Below are 21852 nucleotides of genomic sequence, written 5' to 3'. Positions count from 1 at the left end.
AATCAATTGGTCGCAGGTTCGAATCCCGCATGCCCCACCATCTTTAGCGATAAAGAGTAAGAAGAAGTCCCAGGGTGATTAGCTCAGCTGGGAGAGCACCTCCCTTACAAGGAGGGGGTCACTGGTTCGAGCCCAGTATCACCCACCACTCTTTTTGAGTAGAAAGTGAAGTAAATAGTAGTGAGTAGTAGAGAAGTCCCAGGGTGATTAGCTCAGCTGGGAGAGCACCTCCCTTACAAGGAGGGGGTCACTGGTTCGAGCCCAGTATCACCCACCAGATTATTTTTGAATAGACAGTGTAGTAACCGATTTATCGGGGCATTAGCTCAGTTGGTAGAGCAGTTGACTTTTAATCAATTGGTCGCAGGTTCGAATCCCGCATGCCCCACCATCTTCTTTAGTTTTATCTCCCCCTGTTTTATACTTCTTTGTTTATAAATATCTTTATACCCAAGCCGCGCTGCGGATTTTTGCGTTTCCTGCATTTGATCACACTCTTTTGTAGGCGAACGCTTGCTCTCGCATTTTGCCGCAGACGGAATTCTTTAAAAAGATAACCCCACCGGAAGGGCTAAGTAGGCTGCCGCTTTAGCTGGCAGTCCCGCCTCAGCGGGATTTTAAAACATTTTTCGCAACGGAAGAACGCGGAACCCACGGAAAAATAGGGATCAGATCTGAAAGGGAGCTTGATGGTAAGGGCTAAAACAAAGTTTTAAGCCGTACGTTACGTTCCAAAAACAACCTAAACCAGAGCGCTGTCTATCTTTAGCTGATCGCTTAAAGCTGAGAGCTTCCGGCTTTGTTCCTACTAGATTTGGGTTACGGCGCTAGGGGGGCTATAATGTTTGCCCTTGACGCTATCCGGACGGATTACTGGAACCAAGTTATGACTGAAGCTGTTGATATTTACGAATTCGATTATCCTTTCCCCGCCAAGCCGGCAGCGCTGACGGTTGATCAGCAGCTGGTGTTGAGAGATGAAATTAAAGGCCTGCTACAGGCGCGCAATGCCGTGCTGGTTGCGCATTACTATACTGACCCCATTATTCAAGCGCTGGCCGAAGAAACCGGCGGTTGCGTGTCTGACTCGTTAGAAATGGCCCGTTTTGGCAAAGAGCATGAGGCCCAAACTTTGATTGTGGCTGGGGTGCGCTTTATGGGCGAAACCTCAAAAATACTGAGCCCAGAAAAAACCGTACTAATGCCAACACTTGAGGCCGAATGTTCACTCGACTTAGGCTGCCCGGCAGACGAGTTTAGCCAGTTTTGTGACAATCACCCCGATCATACAGTCGTGGTTTACGCCAACACCTCTGCCGCAGTAAAGGCCCGCGCCGACTGGGTAGTGACCTCGAGCATAGCGCTAGAAATAGTGGAACATCTCGACAGCGAAGGCCATAAAATTATTTGGGCCCCAGATCGTCATTTAGGTGCCTACATTGAAAAAGAGACCGGCACCAAAATGTTGCGCTGGCAGGCTGCGTGCATTGTGCACGACGAATTTCGGGCTAAGGCGCTTAAAGAGCTAAAAGCACAAAACCCCGATGCTGCCGTATTAGTGCACCCAGAGTCACCTGCGGCAGTGATTGCGTTGGCCGATGCGGTAGGCTCGACCAGTCAGTTAATTAAAGCGGCGCAAACCTTGCCGCAAAACAAGCTGATTGTTGCTACCGATCAAGGTATTTTCTATAAAATGCAGCAAGCCTGCCCCGATAAAGAAATGGTAGCAGCTCCTACTGGCGGTAATGGTGCTACCTGTCGTAGCTGCGCCAGCTGTCCTTGGATGGGCATGAATGGCCTAGTCGCCATTCGAGATGCGCTAAAACATGGCGGTAAAACCCATGAAATTCAAGTAGACGAAGCCACCCGTATTAAAGCCATGATTCCCTTAGAGCGGATGCTTAACTTTGCTGCCGAGCTAAAAATGAAAGTGCAGGGAAACGCCTAACGGCGAGCTTTCAGCAATAAGCGGTCAGCTCAAATAAAACCGGCGCCGAGAGTTATCTCGGCGCCGGTTTTATTAGTGTTGGTTTTCACTTTTTGTCAGTTTTTAACTGATAGCTTAAAGCTGACCGCTGTGGTTAGCGGTTTTCTTCCCCACCTAAAGCTTCTAATAAGTCGGGTACAAAGCGGGACAGTTCGCCGGTGACCAGCGCAAAGTCGGCATCAAAGCGGGCGGCGGCATCTTCACTGGTGACGTCGTCGTTTTGCTCGCGTAACTCTTCCGAAAACTTCAGACGTTTAACGCTCATGTCGTCGCTAAGGATAAAGCTGATGGTCTCGGCCCAGTTAAGGGCTAACTTGGTAACCAGTTTATCTGCTTCTAAATGCACTTTAATCTCTTCGCTGAGCAAGTCTTGCTGCTTGGCGCGAATAATACCGCCATGCTCAAGTGCCGAACGCAGCTCTGCTTCGTCTTCCAGAGCAAAGCCTTTGGGGGCCGCGCCTTCTTTTAACCATTCGGTAAGCGTGAGCTCGGGCGGAGTGGTCATGGCCAGAGGCACGACGGGCAGCGAGCCAATACTCTTGCGCAGCAAGGCTAATAGGTCTTCTGCGCGCTTGGCTGAGCTGGCGTCTACGGCAATAAAGCCGTCTTTAGGATTGATCCAGGCAAAGGTTTGCTGAAAGCGACTAAAAGCACGGGGCAGTAGGTCGACGATAATTTCTTCTTTAATGGACTCTTTTTCTTTTTTCTTCAGTGCCCGACCGTATTCTATTTCCAGCATTTCTGCTTTTTCGGCCACCATGTCGTTAATGACCGAGCCTGGCAGCATCTTTTCTTCTTTTTTTGCACAGATCAAAATTTGATCGTCGGCGATATGAGTCAGTGCCTGGCCTTGCTTGCCTAAAGGCGAAACCCAGCCAAATTTGGCCTGTTCTTGGCTACCACAAGGGGTAAAAGGCAGAGCCTCAAGCTGCTTTTCCAAGTCTTCAAGAGAAACATCAAAAGGGCGGGTAAAACGATAAATCTGCAGGTTCTTAAACCACATAGCATCCTCGATAACGAGCCACAAAAACGCATTGTACTGCAAAGCCGCTTTGTGATCAGGCAGTCATTATCAATCAACACTCACGATCTGGCTCACAGAGCGATATTAAAGCCAAGGTGCGCCGGATTAAGCTATGTACACTCAAATAAACGGCAGCCGGAGAAATGTGATGATACGACACGCTATGCCCAACGATGCCGATGCCATTTTGAATGTATGGTTGTTAGCATCGTTGCAGGCACACGACTTTATACCTGCAGCTTTTTGGTGGCAGCAGCAAGAAGCTATGCGTGCTCGTTATTTGCCGCTGGCTGAAATATGGGTATACGAGCGCCAAAACGAAGTACAGGGTTTTGTGGCGTTGGTGGATAATTATTTGGCGGCCTTATTTGTGCGGCCAGATTGTCAGCAAAGCGGCATTGGACGAGCTTTGCTCGACAGGGCTAAACAGCAACGAAACCAGCTGTCGCTTAAGGTATTTTGTGAAAATGACATTGCGGTTAACTTTTATCGCACCCAAGGGTTTAGCGTGATTGCCGAGGGCACAGACGCGGCCACCAGCCAGCCAGAGTTATATATGGAGTACAAGTCATCCGCGAATAAACAGCAATTAGACTATTTATGCCAACATACAAGTGCTATCAATTCATAAAACTGTCACACTTACTGCCAATAATGGTCATACACAAGTAAGGCCGTAAGGACGTAAACAATGACACGGAAAATACTGGTAGTAGAAGACGAAGTCGCCATTCGCGATATGTTATGCCTGGTGTTAGAGCAAAAAGGGTTTACTACAGACTCGGCAGAAGATTATCAAGAAGCGCTGGCGCTGATCAAAGAACCCTATCCCGAGCTGATTTTAATGGACTGGATGTTACCCGGTGGTAGCGGTATTCAGTTAATTAAGTATTTAAAGCAAAATGAATTAACGCGCCAAATCCCGGTGATTATGCTGACCGCTCGCGCCGAAGAAGAAGATAAGATCAAAGGCCTAGACGTGGGTGCCGACGATTATATTACTAAGCCTTTCTCTCCCAAAGAGCTTACCTCTCGCCTTAATGCCGTGTTGCGTCGAGTTGCACCTACTGCAGTCGATGATGTGATAGAAGTGCAAGGCTTGAGGCTGGATCCGGTTAGCCACAGAGTGAGCGCTCATGAGCAACAGCTTGAGTTAGGCCCTACCGAATTCAAATTATTACACTTTTTTATGACCCACCCCGAGCGGGTATATAGTCGCGAGCAGCTGCTGAACAATGTGTGGGGCACCAACGTGTATGTTGAAGACAGAACCGTTGATGTGCACATTAGGCGATTGCGCAATGCCGTATCTGGTGCGGGGCACGATAAATTGATTCAAACAGTGCGTGGCGCCGGTTACCGTTTCTCAACACGCCTTTGAGGCTAGCCCTAGTATGCAATTACAAGAATCGAGTCGTGGCTTGTGGTGGCGTTTAGTTTTGTATTACTGCAGCTTTTTTCTGCTTGGCTTGAGTGTTGGAAAAATAACACTGGGGTTGCTGTGCGCCACCGTGCTGCATTTGTTATGGCATTATCGTTTTCAGCATAAATTAAAAATTTGGCTATGGCGGGATCGCAGCCTGATCCCGCCGCACGGCAAGGGCAGTTGGGAAGCCATTTTCAACGGCCTGTATCGATTACAGCAACGCCAGCGTTCACGCCGGCGTGAGCTGGCTCGGTTGATCCGCCGGTTTCGCCAAGGTGCAGAGGCGCTACCCGATGCGGCAGTGGTGATCCGTCGAGACGGTAATATTGTGTGGTGTAACAAGCTGGCTCAGCAGCTATTGGGATTTCGTTGGCCCGATGATGCAGGCCAGCACATTGGTAACCTGATCCGCACCCCGTTGTTTATTGCCTATATGGAGCGAGGTGAATTTCTAGAACCTCTAGAGCTATCTGCCCCGCAGCGCGAGCAAACACTGCTGGAGTTTCGCGTAATGAATTATGTCGAAGACCAACTGTTGCTGGTGGTGCGTGATATCACGCGCCTGCGGGGCCTTGAGCAAATGCGCAAAACGTTTGTGGCCAATGTGTCTCACGAGCTACGTACACCACTCACGGTACTTAAAGGCTACCTCGAACTATTAGAAGAGCCCCCCGAACCGGCTATGTGGCATAAAACCCAAGCGGTGATGTTAGATCAAACCCTGCGTATGGAGGCACTGGTAAAGCAGCTGATGACGCTAACGCGCATCGAAGCTTCTGGCTCGCAAGATATCCATCAAGTGGTTGATATTCCGACCATGCTGAACATGCTAGAGCAAGAAGCACTGGCGTTAAATGGCGAAAAAAGCCATGAGCTTTGTTTTAGTGTTGATAGCCACCTTAAGGTGCTGGGCGATGAAGAGCAGCTGCGCAGCATCTTATCTAACTTGGTATTTAACGCCATTCGTCATACCGCTGCTGGCGCGCGGATTACGGTGGAATGGACGATGGAAGGACAAAATGCCCGTTTTGCGGTGACCGACACCGGAGAGGGTATATCACAACAGCACCTCACCCGCCTAACCGAGCGTTTTTATCGTGTCGATAAGGCACGTAGCCGCGATACTGGGGGCTCGGGCTTGGGATTAGCGATTGTTAAACATGCACTGGGCCACCACGACACGCAATTAAATATCGCCAGCCAGCTCGGCGAAGGCAGCTGCTTTAGCTTTATCGTGCCTGAACATCGGGTGATTACCGAACAAAGAGCAGGGGAAAGTATTAAGCGTGAAGAGTGAAGTGGCCAACATAAAGACTGTGCTGTGGGGGAAGTCTGTGCCACTTTACTCTTTCCCCATTCCCCATTCCCCATTCCCCATTCCCCAATGCCTGTCACTGGTTTGTCATGTTCATTTCATCTCATTGTCATCTAAGTCGGTAATACTGACATCGTCTTAAGGAAGCTAACTCAGATGGAGAAAAGTATGAAACTGAATACCCTGGTTACCGCTCTTGGTTTAACGGCCGCGTTAGCGTCTGCCAATGTGCTGGCTGCGGTGGATAGCACCTTGGCCGATTATGAAAAAGTAAGTGGTATTTCTGGCAACCTGTCTTCGGTTGGCTCAGACACCTTGGCTAATATGGCCACGCTATGGGGTGAAGCTTTTACCCGTCATTATCCTAGCGTTAATATTCAAATTCAGGCGGCAGGATCATCTACCGCACCAGCAGCGCTTACCGAGGGTACCGCGCAGTTTGGGCCCATGAGCCGCGCCATGAAAAGCAATGAAGTAGAATCATTTGAAAAACGTTATGGCTATAAGCCGACACCCGTGCGCGTTGCCATTGATGCCTTGGCGGTATTTGTTCATAAAGACAACCCTATTGAAGGTCTGAGTATCGATCAGGTAGACGCTATTTTCTCTAGCACCTTAAGCTGTGGTAATGCCGAGCAAATTACCCAATGGGGTAAAACCGGTCTAACAGGTGATTGGAGTCAGCGCGATATTCAGCTTTATGGCCGCAACTCAGTATCGGGTACTTATGGCTACTTTAAAGATAAAGCACTGTGCAAAGGTGACTTTAAAAATAATGTGAATGAACAGCCAGGATCTGCCTCTGTAGTGCAATCAGTATCTTCTTCACTTAATGCTATTGGTTACTCAGGCTTAGGTTACAGCACCTCTAGTGTGCGCGCAGTGCCGCTGGCCGACGTTGGTTCAAGCGATTATGTCGCGGCCAATGCAGATAATGCCATTAGTGGTGATTATCCATTATCACGCTTCCTCTATGTCTATGTTAATAAGCACCCCAACAAACCATTGGGACCAATGGAAGCCGAATTTGTTAAATTAATGCTGTCTAAGCAAGGACAAGACATAGTTAATAAAGACGGTTATGTGCCCGTTCCGACTAGTGTGATTGATGCGGATTTGAAAAAGTTAGGTTTGAAGTAACTCGTTAACGTATCCACCGTCATTTTTTATTTCCCGAGCCTTGGCTCGGGTTTTTTCGTTTTAGCAAAGTGGTTTTCACTATACTTTTTTGCCTTGCAAAGTGATGCACCCCTACTGAGGTCTATTTTCTCTTTAGGCGCGAATAAGCGGCTAAATATGAGTAAAGTTACCTATATAAGTAATAAATATGGCTAAGTAGCAGTTATGCTACTTTTTTATTATGGATAAGTGTGGCTATATAGAGGGTAGGTATTGGGTATCGGCAGGAGTTAGAATGGAAATCAGAAAAATCCGCAGTGGTGAGGCTGGCAGCATTTGGCGTTTGCTCCACGATACCGTGCATCGCATCAACCAGGCGGACTATAGCCACGAAGAACTCGTGGTGTGGGCACCCGATGAATATGATGCTCCCCATTGGGTCAGTCGCTTCATTCGTACTCATCCGTTGGTGGCGACCGAGGGGCGTGATCTATTAGGGTTTGCAGAATTAGCAGAAGATGGACGCATCGACTTGTTCTATGTACATCATGCCCATCAGGGGCAAGGTATTGGCCGCGCCTTGATGCAAAGACTAAGAGCCGAAGCCGCCTCTCGTGGCCTACATCAGCTGTATTGCGAAGCGAGTATTACTGCTCGGCCATTTTTTGAGAACATGGGCTTTGAGTATGTAGAACAGCGTGAATTAGAACGCAAAGGCGAGAAAGTGCCGGTGCTATTGATGAAGAGTAAGTTGTAAGCAGCAGGAATGAATGCGTGAAGAGAACGAAATAACACCCGCCCCGAGCTAAGCATAAAGCACAGCCCCAAGCTGTCAGAAAACCACCTAACCCAGCAATAGAAAGATACCTGCATGACGGACAATGCGGTGTTTGTCTGTAAGTAATCATGCATAACTGATGTGGTGGATTCTGTAGATAGCTTCGGCTTACTTTAAAGCTAAAGACCTTTCGCAACGGAATCCACGGAAAAATAAAGATAAGATCGGAAAAATTGATTTGTAAGATCTTAATCAAAGCAGTGCCAAGCTACCCTGGCTGCTAGATTTTGCTCTTACCAATAAGATTTTTTGGACTTTTTCGTTCTTATCTCAGCTTAATATTTCCGTGTTCTTCCGTGGGTTCCGTTGCAAAAATTATTGGTGTAAGGCCTTTAAGGGGCAGCAGTAACCCTGATCTATGTTTCCACATTAGTTACGACGAGCTACTTAGCTGACGGCTTATACCTATTACACTAAACAAATGGTCTGATTTTATTTCATGTAGATGTACTCGTAGCGTGTCATGGGAGACGGCTGTGTTACCTCAGACGTTCCGACCCAACACCTGACCAAATACTTAATGTGATTGGTATTATAGCTATGTTTGGGCTGGTTTTCAGGCAACAAAAAAACCACCAAAGGTGGGTTTTTTTGATTTGGTCGGCGTGAGAGGATTCGAACCTCCGACCCCTAACACCCCATAAAGGTTGAGTAGAGTCCATCCTAGTCTATTGCGGTTTACTACCGTCCACGATTTAATTATAAGTCTTTGTAATGTAAGGTTTTATTTCGATGACTCTTCCATTCCCGTCTACAGCTGTCTATTATTAGCTACGTCCAATTCACTACCAATTCACTACCAGGATCTAGGCGGTTATCATTTATGGCTAATATCACAGATAAATCACTAAGAGCTAAACCTACTGAAAAAAACCAATGGCTACGCGAGTCTATGATCTGGGGACATGGTTCTCTACTAGCAAGAATCACCCCTGCAGGAGAGCGGCTTTTCTATTTTGAATACACAAACTCCAACAAGAAAAGAGTGACCTTACCTATTGGTACGTTTGGATCTCAAGAGGGTTTAATTAGCTTGGCAGTTGCCAGACAGAAAGCCATGCAGTTGGCATCACTTCACAAAGATGGATACGTTGACCTTAAAGAGCACCTTGAACAGGAAGAGCAGCTTCAAGCCATTGCTCGTGAATCACAACTTGCCCAAGAAAGGGCAGAACGAGCTGCCTCTGAGGCACAGGTCACTGTTAATGAGCTGTTCGAGCATTGGTCTCAGATTGTGTTGGTCAATCGTAAAGATGGCGGTGCAGAAATACGCCGGATGTTTGATAAGGATGTGTTACCCATCATAGGTGACATATATGTCGCTGACGTTAAAAAGGGCCACATCACTTTAGTAACCGATAAGCTACTAGCCAGGCAAGTAAACAATACTGCCAAGAGGGCTTTGGCCTTAATGAGGCAAATGTTTCGGTTTGCGGTTGATAGAGACATCATCGAGCACGATCCTACGGCTAGCCTTCGTAAAGCGAGTATTGGTGGGAAGACGGTAGAGCGAGACCGTATTTTAAGTGAAGATGAGATCCAGCTCTTAGCTATGAAGCTACCCAAAGCTAACCTCTTACTGACTTCTCAAACTGCAGTTTGGCTTAGCCTATCTACTTGCTGCAGGATTGGTGAATTACTATCAGCCAAGTGGGAGCATGTAGACTTTGATAAGGGTACCTGGACCATTCCTCCTGAGAATAGTAAGAACGGCAAGCTGCACACAGTTTACCTATCAGAATTCAGTAAGCAGCAGTTTCTAGAGTTAAAGCGTATCAATGGCGGCTTTGTTTATTGCTATCCAAACCGTGCTGGCGATAACCATATCTGCACTAAGACGGTGACCAGACAGTTAAGTGATAGACAAAAGCAAGGCGACCAGGAAGCTTATTCAAACCGCAGCCAGCATAAAGATGCATTGGTTTTATCACATGGTGGCAAGTGGACACCGCATGATCTAAGACGTACTGGTGCAACGCTAATGACTGCTTTAGGTGTATTGCCAGAAGTAGCAGAACGCTGCCTTAATCATACCGATGACAATAAAGTTAGACGTATTTACCAGCGCTATAGTTACCAAGATGAGATGGCCGCCGCTTGGCGGTTGTTAGGTGAACATATTAGTAAATTAATTCATACGTAACTAATTTAAGCAGATGTACTGTTAATTTTTTATTTGTAAATTTACATCCGTAATGTTTATTTTATTTTAAATAGTATTTTTAAATCTACATAATCAATTAATTATAACAGATGTGGAAACCTAAATATCAACGTCAACGCTGCGGGATCAGCACAGACCGATCCTTGTCACGGAAGTTATGTGCCAATACTTATGTAGAATTAAAGTTTAGATCACAACTTAAATATAATTACTCACTTCACACCTATGCAATGTGGGTGTTGAGTGAATGTTTCCACACCTGTTTTAATAGGTGTTTTAGTAATTATTTGTTTTTGAATTTTTTATATTCATTTCTAATGGCTAGTTCAATTACTTTAGTTATTGTTGAGCTATAACTCACAGCAAGCTCTTCTAATTGTTTCCCTACTTCTGGGGCAACACTTACATTAATTCCTCTTAAGTTTTTCTTTACCTTATTCAATCTACTTTTTTTCTGTGCCCAGGAGTTTTTCATCTGTAAGAAAAATAGTTTCTTACTTGAATCTGTGTCGAGCCAAAACACATAAAATCCAAAGAACATAATGTACTTCTCCTGCGGTGAGACTACTCCTTTTGTTATGTTTTTAAATGCAGCTAGGGCTCCTTTTTCAATAACCTCCTTGTTGAAATAATTCCAAACCCATTCGCACTGAGTTTCATCTTCCTTTTTTAGCCATTTTACTATAGGGGTTAAGTTTTCACTGTTATCCCAGACATTGTTCATTATTTTTATAATTTCAAGTTTCGCGTATATATCGAGGCAGAACCGATCTAAGTATTGTTGTATTACGTATAATCTTTCCTTGTGATTTGACGGTGTAAATCCTAGATCTAAGTTAAGTTCGTTATAGCTCTTTAGTGTTATATGGTTGGTGTTAAATTCGCAAGATTCTAGTAGTTGTAATAAATCACTATTTTTTATGCCGTCAGATATTATTATTAACCATAGCCAAGTACATGCAATATTGTCATCTAACCAAGATAAGTAACCATCAGCGACATACTGACCTGAACATTCAGCGTGCATGTTGTTAATGAATTTTATCCGTTCATCTAGCGAAGGTATATTATTTATAAGTGCGTTGTTTATCTGGCTTTCTAGATAATCCACATCATTAGAAATGGGTGTGTTATTTATTATATTAAAGGCTTCAGATAAATAATGCTGGTAAAGATGTAAGTATCTTGGGTTGTTATTATTAACTTTGCCGTCTGGCGGAATGTGAGCTGCCACTTAGACTCTCCTAAAAAATTGATACATAAGGCTTCTCCAGCACAATGATTTCATAACTTTTATGGCGTAAATTGTATAGCATTAACAAGGCGCTTACAAAAAGTTTTTTGATGTTTTTTAGGGGGTTTACCTAAGTTTTACAAGTGTTATATTCACGCTTAGATCCAGTTTTATGCCCTGTAGGGTGCCATATTCAAGGTTTATAGGAGCGTGATAGGTCGACTAACTCCAGAGTGACGTCTCTGGTAATCTTGCAGGGCCTTGGCATCATCGCAACGATTTCTGCCTGCTAGCAGCGTGTTCGCAGCTGCGGTCATTGTCGGTTTGTCTAATATAGTACTAATCAAAACAATCTCAGATCTATATTACTACATAGAGCACCACTCCTATGGATAACAACCATAGGAGATAATAATGACACATTTAATAAATCACAGGGGGCCTCTTGTTGAGGCCTATCTAAAAGGAATTAATAAAGTAATAGATAATGCTTTGCGTGAGCACGCAAGAACTATCGCCATCAGAGTTGATTTAAGGTTGCCAGACAAGAGTGGTTATAGCCCTTCTCATTTAGCAGATTTAGATCACAAGGTGATCTCTAGATTCTTTGCGTCGATAAAGTCTCAGGTAGCTAGCAATATTAAAAAGAGGCGAAATGCAGGGGCAAGAGTGCACCCTTGCACCTTGCGATATATATGGGTTAGGGAGTTTAACAAAGATCATAAAGAGCATTACCATGTGCTGCTTCTACTTAACAAAGACACTTATCTGTTTTTCGGAAGTTATGAAAGTGATAAGAACGCAATTGTTAACATGACTAGGAAGGCATGGGCTAGTGCACTGGGAGTTGATGTAAAGTTGTCTCGTTACCTAGTACACATCCCCAAGAACCCTTTTTATATTTTAGATGTAAATGACGAAAGCTTCAGTTCTGTATATAGCGATTTGCTATATCGTGCTAGTTATTTTGCTAAGCTAGAAAGCAAGGACTGTAGCGATGGGAATCGAAGCTTTGGATGTTCTCAGCGTTAAGCTGATATGGCGCGGTGTATTTGTTCAGGTGATTGTTAAGCGGCAGGGTAAGTAATAATGTTTTTAAATATGTAGCTGACCAATGTCATGACAGCAACTATGGAGTTCATCATGAGATTAATAAAGTTAAAAGAAGTAATGGGTTCTACTGGGTTGGCTCGCTCAACTATATACAAGTACATTTCTAATGATACCTTTCCTAAGCCAGTCAATTTAGGTGCTAGGGCTGTAGCATGGGTTGAGGAGGAAATACAAGATTGGATTTTAGAGCGTATAGCGCAAAGAGATGAGAGCACTTTTATTAACCTTAGCTAACAGTTAGTTATTCCTGCCGATAGTACTAATGAAAATAATCTTAGATACATATTACTAAGCTGATGTCGGCAGGGTTTAACTTGTAATAATTTATTAAGCCTGCACGCCAGGCGTTAACAGGAGTCACCATGTTCCACTTAATTGAATCTATGGCTTATATGGGCCAAACGCCTTGGCATGGCCTGGGTAACCAACTGACGAGTAAACAACCATTATCAATTTGGCTTAAAGAAGCAGGTATGAATTGGTCTATTAAACAAAGTGATGTGATGTTTAATGCCACTGAAGAAGGGCTGTATTTACGCAGCCATGATAGCGCTCAAGTATTGTATCGCTCAGATACCTTAGCGCCGCTCTCGGTCGTGTCCAATCGGTACAAGGTAGTGCAGCCAAAAGAGGTGCTGCACTTTTATAAAGACCTAGTAGAAGTAGGAGGCTTTGAATTAGAAACGGCAGGCGTACTCAAAGGAGGCAAAAAGCTATGGGCACTCGCTAAGACCGGCCAGAGCATGATGCTGAAGGGGAACGATAATGTGGAGGGGTATCTACTGTTAGCAACCAGCTGCGACGGCACCCTATGTACAACTGCTCAGTTTACTTCTGTACGAGTGGTGTGTAACAACACTCTAAGAATTGCCGTCAATAACAAAACAGGAGCTATTAAGGTCCCACACTCTACTGTGTTTGACCCCAAACAAGTGAAAGAGGCATTGGGATTAAGCTTATCTAGTTGGGACGGCTTCATACAGGACATCAAAGAACTGTCTAAGCGGCCTGTAAGCCCCGAGGAAGCTCACCGCTTCTTTGCTGAGGTACTAGACGACCCTTGCATGGAACAAACAGATCTAACGCCATCTAAGCCGATGAGACAGCTGCTGCAGCTATACGACGGCGCAGGATTAGGCTCAGAGCTCGCATCCAGTAAAAATACAGCCTGGGGACTTGTGAATTCAATGACCGAGTTCGTGGACCATCATCGCCGAGCTCGTAACCAAGACTACCGTCTCGACTCTGCCTGGTTTGGTAACGGGGCCCAACTTAAACAGAAAGCCTTTAGCCAGGCTATCACCTTACTTAACTAACCCTTACCAACAAACATACCAAAGAGCCCTGCTGGTTTACGCCAGCAGGGCCTTTATGCGTCTAGGAGATTCATCTTACAAACAAGTTATGGGAATCAAAAAATCCTGACTAGCTTCGGCTCCAGTCAAAAAAGCACTTCTCATCTAGTGACTCTGACGCACATTGCCAACTTAAGCGCCAGCCGGGCAATTACACTAAACAAACACTAACTCAAAGGCCAATAGCGGGCCTTTTTGCTATCAGCCGTCTAAGGACTATTAAATATGGATACAGGCACCCATCTTATTTCGTATCGATTTGGTTATAGCCACCACGGGTTGTACGTAGGAGACAACCAAGTGATCCACTATGCGGGCTCTTTGTCAGGCGAAGAAACCGGTAGGGTAGAAATGAGCACACTAGAAGACTTTACCCAAGGCAATGGCTTTCATATCAAACACCACCCCGTTCGTTATTACGATGCTTATGAAAGCGTAGACAGAGCCTACGCCAGGCTGGGAGAAGAGCATTACAACTTGCTGCTTAATAACTGCGAACACTTTGTAACCTGGTGTATCCAGGGCTTTTCTTACAGCCATCAAATTACCAGAGCGATCAACGCAGGCATGTCTATTAAGAAGTTAGTGTCTGGTGCGCCAGCAAAGCTGCAAAAGGCATCCTCTCATGTGCTGATAGGCCAGCAATCACCACTATCAAACAGCGTACTGCAAGCCACTACGGTGACTCTCTCAGGCACGCTTATCAACTACGGTATCAATCAACTATTCCAGTGGCTAAAGCATAGGTAATGCCTGGCACTCATCCCATATTGTTTAGTTAAGTAGGAGATCTAATATGCGTTATCACAAATTAAAGTCAGGTGAGTTACCAGGCACGTACATTGTGGAGGAGCTAGTGACTGAAGCTGATATTTTACTGATGGCACAACAGCTATCCAGAAAGCGTTTAGCCAAGGGCCGTAAAATTGAGCGACCCGAGATAGCATTTGAGTACTTACAAACGCTACTACAAAGCTACGAGCATGAAGTTTTCGCGGCCATCTTTCTTGATAACCAGCATCGCATTCTTGGATTTGAGGAGTTATTCAAAGGCACCATAGATGCGGCCAGCGTCTACCCACGTGAAGTAGTAAAGCGTGCACTACAACTGAATGCCGCGGCTCTTATCTTTGTACATAATCATCCCTCTGGCGATCCTGAGCCCAGTAAAGCCGATATCGCTATCACCCTGCGTCTGCGCGAAGCGCTCAACACGGTCGATATCCGAACTTTAGATCATGTGGTTGTGGGGCTAGAAGGCTGTGTATCACTGGCCGGAAGAGGGGAGATATAAATAAATGTCTGATTACAATGGCTGGCGCAACTGGGAAACCTGGAACCTGTATAATTGGATTTCTAACGAAGTGAATTTGTGGTGCTATTGGACCGACGTGGCGAAAGATGAAGCAGTAGATATATTTGCACACTCTTTACGCGAAGCCATGGAACAGCCGATAGACTTAATGGTTCATGGCTGGCACCGGGATGTAGTAACCAGCAATTTAGCGCGTGTTGATTGGGATCAGTTAGCCAAAGCACTTAAAGAGTAAAAGACGGGCCTATCACTTGATAGGCCCTGGTCAGTAGCTAGCTTTTTAACCAGCGCACTCACCTTCCCACTCTTCAATCATGTCATAACGCACAACAGCGTCTTGGCCAACTTCGTCGCGATACGCTTCTATTTTTTTATCTAAGCATGCGTCTGCACCGCCGTCGTTACACTCACCTTCCCATTCTTCAATCATGTCGTGACGGACGACCGCGTCTGGACCAACTTCATCACGATAAGCTTCAATTTTGTTGTCCAAGCATGCGTTAGTAGCGCCGCCGTTACACTCTTCTTCCCACTCTTCAAGCATGTCATACCGAACAACAGCTTCTTGACCCACTTCCGCACGGTAAGCGTTTACCTTATCTTCTACGCACGCATCTACATTAGCAATAGCGTTAGATGTGAGAAAAAACAGAGTCACAGCTAGTAGTGATTTCATCTTCATTTTTTTGCTCTCTTTTATTGAGTAGTTGTTATAGCGCCTATCGCCAGAAAGTTGCTGCAGTAACTCAGTTTCATCCCTGTGTTCTAGGTTTAGGCAGTAACTCTGTTTCCTATTACGCCGACTGTTTAAAAGCAATCATGGCATGCTTGTTAAATGCCGCGTCAGTGATTCCTGTCTGTTCACTGCCGCAGTAGTCACACACTGCATAATGACTTTCAATTTGGCCTTGTTCGCATTCGTTTGGTATAGCAATCATCTAATCTAAGGCTGTTAAGGCGAGATTGGCTTCATGCCACAAGCCTGTAAAAAGCGATACGTTTCACTGTCGTCGCATTTAATAATTAAACCGCTTCGACCGCGACTAAGTAGTACGCGATAACTACCAAATGTGTAATGGTCTTGCTTTCTCTTAAAGGCTCTTTGTGTCGAGAGAGCTAATTTTCCATTCTGATACAAAAGGTCTTGTCCCCAGTTAAACATCGCAATAGATAGCTCAAGGCCCTGGCTAGAGAACTCAGTGCATGCAGCATCAAGCTGACAGCATGAATTTTTAGAGCCTGGCGGTTCAACATACCAAGGTCCAACCTGTTTTCCGCCATGGCGAGGGTCAGCTTTAACCTCATTAATAAAGCTGCCTCCTTTACTCGACATCAACCAACCTACTCTAAATGCATCTGGCCTTTTATTATCCTCATGTAAGGTCTGTTGCAGCGCTTGTACATAAGCATCTGCATCGTTTTTGGTTTGAGCAAGCAGTAAGGGATAGTCGCAATGGATAGATTCAGAGACGCGCCTTGCTTCACTGCTATCACCTATTAATACAGCCTCAATCCAGCGATCTAACTCTTCAGTATAAGCCTGGCGTATTGGTGTTTTTAAATTAAAAACTTCACGCTTTATAGGGTTAGCATATGTAAGGTAATGAGCATGAAGCGATGGCATAATGGTAGTTATATGGTTGCTGTAAGTGGCTAATGTTTGATTAAGCGATGCGAACATCTTATCTAGTGACATTTCGTTGTTGTGAATAGCCTGACCGTCGCCAACGAGTAAAACTAGCACCCCATACTCTTTGTGAGCTAGCCACCTGCAAAACACTTCTAATTCTGATGGAGAGCTGGAATCTCTTGAATTAGCTTTTTCCCATGCACGCTGTGCCTCATCAAAAACGATGAAGTTTTCCTTACGAGCTAAGTGCTGAGGGCTTTCCATCAAAGATCGTTTAAAGACTATTAGGTCTTGAATTAGGCTGCGGCTATCAAAGTGTGCTTCATGATGGCTTATCTGCTTGCCATAGAAATCGAGAGTATGTTGGAGCACCTTTACCAGTGGGCGGTTACCTGATAAGAACATGGGCTTGCACTGTTCAGCACCATGCTCCTTAACCAAGTCGGCAACAGTGCTAATACCAAGCAAGGTTTTACCGGCGCCAGGCCTACCATTTACAACGACTAGATACCTTTTTTTATTCTGCTTAGCATCAGCATAAAGCTTGTTTAATTGATGACGAGCTTCAACTATATTTTCTCCAGCGCTGGTTTTAAGGGTAGGAATTTCTCCCTTAAAAAACACTTGCACAGTGCCATGTAAAATACTGGGTTGTCGATAAAAAACACCTTTTTGCCACTGGGTGACATCGTAAATATATGGCCGTGTCAGCGCTGTTATTAACAGATCTGCAAGCCGAGGCAAGATGTCATTGTTTTGTACGTCACTGATAACTACATTATCGTCAAAATGACTAACGCCCGGTTTAGTGAGCGCCATAAAGCAATGTCCAGTTAAGCCAATAGACTCACTGTGAAAATGCAACATGGTCTTTAAATCAAAATTAGCTCGCCATATCTCATGCTCGCTCACGCTAAGCTTATGCTTAAATTCAATAACAATAAGATCGCCAGTAGGTAAAACCAGGTTCACATCTGCCGCACGCTTTCCACCTTCACCCACTAGCTCTTGTTCAAATGCAATCCAGCAAAGAGCAGGGTCTACGCCGCTCTGCTGGCACACCTGCCTCAAGGTATTACACATTACGCCATACTCGATCTTCCAGGCGTTAAGCTGGCTATCTGAAAGAGCTCGGGTCCACTCCAACCTTGAGTAAAAAACTTCTAACTGTTTAAGAAAAGCTGTCTTGTCTGTATTCAGAAAATGAGCCCAAGTGCTCGACCAACCAGTTTCCAGCATTATTTACCTTAGCCATTAGCACGTTTTATAACCAAGAGTCATATCCAAATGATACCAAAACTTGAAAGTAGAGTATCTAGATTGAGTTGGCTTAGTGGTAAAGATTATTGCTAAGAGAAGAAGGACTGTAAGCACGGTATTAATGATAAGCTCAATAAAATCTACGTTTTAGTGCCCGCTTTATATAAAGGATAAATAATGACCCAAGCAGAAAAATTACGGCAAAAGGTTCTGGATGTGCTCAACGGTAATGAGCTTCACGATCACCAACGAGCAGCCGCAGACAAAACCTTTTCTGCTTTGAATGAAGGGGCACGAGCGGTAGTGACGGCAGCAGAGATGCAAGCCGGTAAGTCTGGTATAGCGCTGGCGCTGTGTTGCCTGCAGCGTATTAGCTTAAGTGATGAGGCGATCACTAATAGGCGCCAGCTTAAAGACACGTTGTACCTGGTCACCATGCCTGATACTGCTTTAAAAGAGCAGGCAGAAGAAGACTTAAAACTTGCGAAAAACGTAGTGGTGAGCAACTTTTTAAACTTTGAAAAAGCGCTAGAGGGTGACTTTAAAGGTAATCCGCCCAAGTTGATTATCATAGATGAGTGCCACTATGGCTCAAACGTAACCGGCATTCGCTACAGTAAAATATTTGATTACCTGGAGCAGGAAAATGACGCCTGTAAGGTGGTCTTTATATCTGCCACTCCTTTTGGTGCACTCTATGGCGCAGAAAGTGCGTACGAGGCAGCGATAGACCTACAAGCCGCGGCAGAAGTAGATCAAGATAATGCGCTATTAATCCAAGCCAGTGAAATAGCTACTGAAGCGCTTAAAGATTCCATCTTGCGTCGTGATCTTAATGCTCGCTTAGTGTTCCATAAAACCAGTGATGAGTATTATGGTGTTCGTGAAATGCTTGAAAATAATAAGATCAAAGCACTCGAAGATGACTCCCGAAACTTTACACTGCCATCGGAAAATCGAGATGCCTTTATTGAGCAGTTTAAGCAACACGAGGGCATGGGTTGGTCTCTGGTGCGTGTTCCTGCCGGTACTGCTATGGCTGCCAAGGATTTTCTAATTGCCCAGGGCATAGAAGAAAATGCGATTTACATCTTAGGTAACTCACTAACTGGGGTGCCTGAAGATGAACACTGCAGCATAGATCGCTTCAAGAAAGAGTTTGATGATGCCCACTTGTTTGATGACAAGCTTATCGCTATCACGGTAGCGGGCGCCCGGGCTGGCATTAACTTTGGCGCCATGATGAAAGATAACCTGATCTCAACCTGGGACAGCACTGTGGCCAGTGTTGCGGCTGTGGTGCAAGCCAACATAGGTCGAGCCTGTGGTTATCATGACAATACTCTCTCTACGCATTACACCAACATTAACGCCGTAGAAGCCTACGCTGCCATCTTAGATCATCTTGAAAACACTTGCTCTGACGAAGCCGCATCAGATTTTGAAGGGTTAAAAGAGTTCTTTGAAGATGTATGTGAAGAGTTTCAGGTGAATGGCTTAGATGTAGGCCTGACGATTAAATACAAACGCCGTCGTCCGATAGGTGATGTAGAAACCTATCGAGCGCACAGCTATGTAGCCGTGCCAGCCAAGCTGCTTGAAGACGATGTAGATTTTACCGTTTATACCAAAGACGCAATGTTGCTCTCAGCCATTGAGCTGATAAGAAAAGAGTTTACAGCCAAAGGCGCACCGAGCGTTAAAGGCAACCGGGCAATGCGCGGTAAAACAAAGAACTGGATCAAAGCACACTGGATAAACGGTGACAGTTACGATAATCCAGAAAAGGCCCGGGCAGACGGTACCCAAAAGCATAAAACTAAGCTTTATACCGAGATGCTGGATAACGGTGAATACCTGGAGTTCAACCGAGTCGTGGCCCCAGGCTCCGGTGAGCTGTCAGAAGATAAAGCGGTAACGGCAGCCATCTTTAGCGTCTACAACATCTCGCGTCGTAAAGTTGATAAGAAAATTATGACCGAGCAAGACGTGTGGGAGATGTGCGATCACTTTGGTATTGAGCGAGATGACACCATGCTGGTGCTCTATAAGCGTGGCGACTACGACATCGACCGCAGCCTGGCCAAAAAAGAACATAACAAGCTACCCGCTAAATCGGGTGAGCTGAGTGATGAGTCGCACTTTTCTGATACCGCAGAGCAAAGCTATTAGTAGGAGTGGGGGCGCCAGCGCCTCTTTATCGATTATGACCAATGCACAAAAACACCGGCAGTATGTTGAGCATGCAGTAGCAGAGCATACCTTTGCGCACCAGCGAGCCGCCGCCCACAAAACATTCTCAAAGTTTGTAGCAGGCTCAAGGGCAGTCGTAGTGGCAGCCGAGATGCAATCAGGTAAGTCGGGTATCGCATTGGCGCTAGCGGGCTTACAGCGGCTCTCACTGCCGGATGAACAGATCAGTAGCAGGAAGTATTTAAAAGATACCCTGTACCTGGTCACTATGGCGGATACGGCGTTACAAGAACAAGCAAAGCAAGACCTGGCGCCCAGTAAAAATGTGGTAGTAAGTAACTTTACTCACTTTGATACCGCGCTAAAAAGTGAGTTTAAGCAGGCGCCGCCACAGCTCATCATCATAGATGAATGTCATTACGGCTCCAGTAGTGACAGCGTTAGATACGATAAAGTATTTAACTACTTAGAAAATGATAATCCTGAGTGCCGAGTTGCCTTTGTGTCTGCCACTCCCTTTAGTGCGCTTTATGCAGCTGGCGCCGACTCTATACTGCGGCATAATTTTAATACGGCGCTGGTGTTCCATAAAACCAGTGACGAGTACCACGGCATTCGCCAAATGCACAAGCACAACCAAATCATCAAGCTGGATGAAAGCCATCGCGATTTTTGTGAAGAGTCATTGCTAAGAAAGCGCTTTATCCGCCAGTTTAAAGAACACGAAGGTGCCGGTTGGTCTTTGCTCAGGGTGCCCAGTAGCCAAGCCAAGCTGGCGCAACAAATACTACTTGAAGCCGGTATAGCTGCAGAGCAAATTCACATTATCGGTCAAAAGTTAGTAGGCCTCGAAGATCACGAATTGTGCTCTATAGATGACTTTAAACGAGAGTACGAAACGGCCACCTTGTTTGATGACAAGCTCATTGCCATTACCGTGGCAGGCTTTAGGGCAGGGGTAAACTTTGGTCAAACAATGAAAGAAACTTTGATCAATACCTGGGATAGCACGATTGCCAATATAGCCGCAGTGGTACAAGCCAACATTGGCCGAGCTTGTGGCTATCATCAAAACACCCAAGCCAAGCATTACACTAATCTAGATGCGGTACGAGCTTATAGTGAGCTGCTAGAGCACTTAGAGTCCAAAGATGACAGTAGTGAGTTTGAAGGCTTACAGGAGGTGTTTGAACGCATCTGCGAACGCTATGAGGTGCGTGGCTTTGACCGGGGCACAACCATAGCGCCTAGTGTTGAATATAAAGTGACAAAAAAGCTTGATGACTCTAGTACCTACTTAACCCAGCGCTACTTAGCTGTGCCTGGCAAGCTGACAGAGCCAGACTTTGATTTTAGCGTTTATACCGATGACCAAGAGTTGCTGTCTGCTATTGGGCTGATCCGCCAAGAGTTGCTTAACGACGATGGTCCTTATAAAAAGAAAGGTCGGGCCTTGCGTGGTGATCATCAAAACTGGATCAAGGCGCAATGGGTAAACGGCGCAACCTACGACACCGCCACTGCTAGTTCAGCAAAGGCCAGAGCCCTACATTTTACTGCTCTGTTAGATGCAGGCGCAGCGGTGGAGTTTAATGACATTGTAAACCCGGGCGGTGGTGAAAAAACCGCAGATAAAAAAGTGATGGCCAGTATCTTTAGTACCTACAACTTGTCGGCACAGATGGATGCGTTTAAACGCGCCATGGACAGTGAAGATATGGCTGAGATCTGTGAGGCTTTTGCGATAGCACACGACGATACGCTTATCTTGCTTTACCAAAGAGGTGAGTTCTCTCAAGTGCTCTCAGATGAGAAAGCCCAGCGGGGTGATGAGATCAGAGCTTCAAGAATTAGACACAGCAGCGTATTTTAACAATGC

At 45.4% G+C, this 21852-nt stretch carries 19 protein-coding genes and 3 tRNA genes; 18 read left to right on the top strand and 4 right to left on the bottom strand.

The window, feature by feature from the left end:
- Window positions 1-72: 72 nt before the first annotated feature.
- The 4 genes from ACFQ1C_RS12420 to nadA all read left to right on the top strand — a co-directional run bounded on the left by ACFQ1C_RS12420 (window position 73) and on the right by nadA (window position 1948).
- Window positions 73-148, top strand: a tRNA-Val gene (locus tag ACFQ1C_RS12420).
- A gap of 53 nt (window positions 149-201) precedes the next feature.
- A tRNA-Val gene (locus ACFQ1C_RS12415) sits at window positions 202-277 on the top strand.
- 38 nt (window positions 278-315) lie between these two features.
- Window positions 316-391, top strand: a tRNA-Lys gene (locus ACFQ1C_RS12410).
- Window positions 392-886: 495 nt separating this feature from the next.
- The gene (gene nadA / locus ACFQ1C_RS12405) at window positions 887-1948 is read left to right on the top strand and encodes a quinolinate synthase NadA (protein ID WP_379558932.1); all 1062 of its coding nucleotides are present in this window, start codon (window positions 887-889) and stop codon (window positions 1946-1948) included.
- A 133-nt stretch (window positions 1949-2081) separates the two neighbouring features.
- Here nadA and rdgC read toward each other — a convergent pair whose 3' ends face one another.
- The gene (gene rdgC, locus ACFQ1C_RS12400) at window positions 2082-2990 is read right to left on the bottom strand and encodes a recombination-associated protein RdgC (RefSeq protein ID WP_379558931.1); all 909 of its coding nucleotides are present in this window, start codon (window positions 2988-2990) and stop codon (window positions 2082-2084) included.
- Window positions 2991-3159: 169 nt separating this feature from the next.
- Here rdgC and ACFQ1C_RS12395 point away from each other — a divergent pair, with 169 nt between their 5' ends.
- The 6 genes from ACFQ1C_RS12395 (at window position 3160) to ACFQ1C_RS12370 (ending at window position 9852) form a co-directional block, all read left to right on the top strand.
- Window positions 3160-3642 (top strand): N-acetyltransferase, encoded by a 483-nt coding sequence (locus ACFQ1C_RS12395; RefSeq protein WP_379558930.1) that lies wholly within the window; start codon window positions 3160-3162, stop codon window positions 3640-3642.
- A 60-nt stretch (window positions 3643-3702) separates the two neighbouring features.
- Complete coding sequence (gene phoB, locus ACFQ1C_RS12390) at window positions 3703-4392, top strand: phosphate regulon transcriptional regulator PhoB (protein ID WP_379558929.1); 690 nt, start codon at window positions 3703-3705, stop codon at window positions 4390-4392.
- A 13-nt stretch (window positions 4393-4405) separates the two neighbouring features.
- Window positions 4406-5734, top strand: coding sequence for a phosphate regulon sensor histidine kinase PhoR (gene phoR / locus ACFQ1C_RS12385; protein WP_379558928.1), 1329 nt, complete (start codon window positions 4406-4408; stop codon window positions 5732-5734).
- A 186-nt stretch (window positions 5735-5920) separates the two neighbouring features.
- The gene (locus ACFQ1C_RS12380; protein WP_379558927.1) at window positions 5921-6892 is read left to right on the top strand and encodes a PstS family phosphate ABC transporter substrate-binding protein; all 972 of its coding nucleotides are present in this window, start codon (window positions 5921-5923) and stop codon (window positions 6890-6892) included.
- Window positions 6893-7166: 274 nt separating this feature from the next.
- The gene (locus tag ACFQ1C_RS12375; protein ID WP_379558926.1) at window positions 7167-7628 is read left to right on the top strand and encodes a GNAT family N-acetyltransferase; all 462 of its coding nucleotides are present in this window, start codon (window positions 7167-7169) and stop codon (window positions 7626-7628) included.
- 904 nt (window positions 7629-8532) lie between these two features.
- Entirely contained in the window at window positions 8533-9852 is a 1320-nt protein-coding gene (locus ACFQ1C_RS12370; RefSeq protein WP_379558925.1) for a tyrosine-type recombinase/integrase, read from the top strand.
- A 304-nt stretch (window positions 9853-10156) separates the two neighbouring features.
- Here ACFQ1C_RS12370 and ACFQ1C_RS12365 read toward each other — a convergent pair whose 3' ends face one another.
- Window positions 10157-11107 (bottom strand): hypothetical protein, encoded by a 951-nt coding sequence (locus ACFQ1C_RS12365; protein ID WP_379558924.1) that lies wholly within the window; start codon window positions 11105-11107, stop codon window positions 10157-10159.
- 414 nt (window positions 11108-11521) lie between these two features.
- Here ACFQ1C_RS12365 and ACFQ1C_RS12360 point away from each other — a divergent pair, with 414 nt between their 5' ends.
- From ACFQ1C_RS12360 to ACFQ1C_RS12335, 6 genes are all read left to right on the top strand, one after another.
- Window positions 11522-12139: an inovirus Gp2 family protein gene (locus ACFQ1C_RS12360; protein WP_379558923.1), complete on the top strand. Its 618-nt coding sequence runs from the start codon at window positions 11522-11524 to the stop codon at window positions 12137-12139.
- 111 nt (window positions 12140-12250) lie between these two features.
- Window positions 12251-12454, top strand: coding sequence for a helix-turn-helix transcriptional regulator (locus ACFQ1C_RS12355; protein ID WP_379558922.1), 204 nt, complete (start codon window positions 12251-12253; stop codon window positions 12452-12454).
- 128 nt (window positions 12455-12582) lie between these two features.
- Window positions 12583-13536 (top strand): DUF932 domain-containing protein, encoded by a 954-nt coding sequence (locus ACFQ1C_RS12350; protein ID WP_379558921.1) that lies wholly within the window; start codon window positions 12583-12585, stop codon window positions 13534-13536.
- Window positions 13537-13800: 264 nt separating this feature from the next.
- Complete coding sequence (locus ACFQ1C_RS12345; protein ID WP_379558920.1) at window positions 13801-14325, top strand: lecithin retinol acyltransferase family protein; 525 nt, start codon at window positions 13801-13803, stop codon at window positions 14323-14325.
- A 46-nt stretch (window positions 14326-14371) separates the two neighbouring features.
- Window positions 14372-14869, top strand: coding sequence for a RadC family protein (radC, locus tag ACFQ1C_RS12340; protein ID WP_379558919.1), 498 nt, complete (start codon window positions 14372-14374; stop codon window positions 14867-14869).
- 4 nt (window positions 14870-14873) lie between these two features.
- Window positions 14874-15125, top strand: coding sequence for a DUF7249 family protein (locus ACFQ1C_RS12335; RefSeq protein WP_379558918.1), 252 nt, complete (start codon window positions 14874-14876; stop codon window positions 15123-15125).
- A 45-nt stretch (window positions 15126-15170) separates the two neighbouring features.
- Here ACFQ1C_RS12335 and ACFQ1C_RS12330 read toward each other — a convergent pair whose 3' ends face one another.
- Both ACFQ1C_RS12330 and ACFQ1C_RS12325 read right to left on the bottom strand, forming a co-directional pair.
- Window positions 15171-15572: a hypothetical protein gene (locus tag ACFQ1C_RS12330; protein ID WP_379558917.1), complete on the bottom strand. Its 402-nt coding sequence runs from the start codon at window positions 15570-15572 to the stop codon at window positions 15171-15173.
- 270 nt (window positions 15573-15842) lie between these two features.
- Window positions 15843-17759 carry a DNA/RNA helicase domain-containing protein gene (locus ACFQ1C_RS12325; RefSeq protein ID WP_379558916.1) on the bottom strand — a complete coding sequence of 639 codons (1917 nt, stop codon included), beginning with the start codon at window positions 17757-17759 and terminating at the stop codon, window positions 15843-15845.
- A gap of 198 nt (window positions 17760-17957) precedes the next feature.
- Between ACFQ1C_RS12325 and ACFQ1C_RS12320 the strand changes: the two genes are divergently transcribed.
- Entirely contained in the window at window positions 17958-19952 is a 1995-nt protein-coding gene (locus ACFQ1C_RS12320; RefSeq protein ID WP_379558915.1) for a DEAD/DEAH box helicase family protein, read from the top strand.
- The gene (locus tag ACFQ1C_RS12315) at window positions 19912-21846 is read left to right on the top strand and encodes a DEAD/DEAH box helicase family protein (protein WP_379558914.1); all 1935 of its coding nucleotides are present in this window, start codon (window positions 19912-19914) and stop codon (window positions 21844-21846) included. The genes ACFQ1C_RS12320 and ACFQ1C_RS12315 overlap by 41 nt, the downstream gene beginning before the upstream one ends.
- Window positions 21847-21852: the final 6 nt, after the last annotated feature.

This window comes from Oceanisphaera ostreae (assembly GCF_042676125.1).
Lineage (GTDB): Bacteria > Pseudomonadota > Gammaproteobacteria > Enterobacterales > Aeromonadaceae > Oceanimonas > Oceanimonas ostreae.
Note: the sequence above shows the minus strand (reverse complement) of the source record. Positions and strands in the feature narration are given on the sequence as shown.

Bases quoted from the DNA above. Each gene is read 5' to 3' on its own strand.
- ACFQ1C_RS12315 (WP_379558914.1), top strand. From the start codon at position 19,912: ATGAGTCGCACTTTTCTGATACCGCAGAGCAAAGCTATTAGTAGGAGT.
- ACFQ1C_RS12320 (WP_379558915.1), top strand. From the start codon at position 17,958: ATGACCCAAGCAGAAAAATTACGGCAAAAGGTTCTGGATGTGCTCAAC.
- radC (WP_379558919.1), top strand. From the start codon at position 14,372: ATGCGTTATCACAAATTAAAGTCAGGTGAGTTACCAGGCACGTACATT.
- ACFQ1C_RS12355 (WP_379558922.1), top strand. From the start codon at position 12,251: ATGAGATTAATAAAGTTAAAAGAAGTAATGGGTTCTACTGGGTTGGCT.
- phoB (WP_379558929.1), top strand. From the start codon at position 3,703: ATGACACGGAAAATACTGGTAGTAGAAGACGAAGTCGCCATTCGCGAT.
- nadA (WP_379558932.1), top strand. From the start codon at position 887: ATGACTGAAGCTGTTGATATTTACGAATTCGATTATCCTTTCCCCGCC.
- ACFQ1C_RS12395 (WP_379558930.1), top strand. From the start codon at position 3,160: ATGATACGACACGCTATGCCCAACGATGCCGATGCCATTTTGAATGTA.
- ACFQ1C_RS12345 (WP_379558920.1), top strand. From the start codon at position 13,801: ATGGATACAGGCACCCATCTTATTTCGTATCGATTTGGTTATAGCCAC.
- ACFQ1C_RS12325 (WP_379558916.1), bottom strand. From the start codon at position 17,759: ATGCTGGAAACTGGTTGGTCGAGCACTTGGGCTCATTTTCTGAATACA.
- phoR (WP_379558928.1), top strand. From the start codon at position 4,406: ATGCAATTACAAGAATCGAGTCGTGGCTTGTGGTGGCGTTTAGTTTTG.
- ACFQ1C_RS12330 (WP_379558917.1), bottom strand. From the start codon at position 15,572: ATGAAGATGAAATCACTACTAGCTGTGACTCTGTTTTTTCTCACATCT.
- ACFQ1C_RS12360 (WP_379558923.1), top strand. From the start codon at position 11,522: ATGACACATTTAATAAATCACAGGGGGCCTCTTGTTGAGGCCTATCTA.
- ACFQ1C_RS12335 (WP_379558918.1), top strand. From the start codon at position 14,874: ATGTCTGATTACAATGGCTGGCGCAACTGGGAAACCTGGAACCTGTAT.
- rdgC (WP_379558931.1), bottom strand. From the start codon at position 2,990: ATGTGGTTTAAGAACCTGCAGATTTATCGTTTTACCCGCCCTTTTGAT.
- ACFQ1C_RS12380 (WP_379558927.1), top strand. From the start codon at position 5,921: ATGAAACTGAATACCCTGGTTACCGCTCTTGGTTTAACGGCCGCGTTA.
- ACFQ1C_RS12375 (WP_379558926.1), top strand. From the start codon at position 7,167: ATGGAAATCAGAAAAATCCGCAGTGGTGAGGCTGGCAGCATTTGGCGT.
- ACFQ1C_RS12350 (WP_379558921.1), top strand. From the start codon at position 12,583: ATGTTCCACTTAATTGAATCTATGGCTTATATGGGCCAAACGCCTTGG.
- ACFQ1C_RS12370 (WP_379558925.1), top strand. From the start codon at position 8,533: ATGGCTAATATCACAGATAAATCACTAAGAGCTAAACCTACTGAAAAA.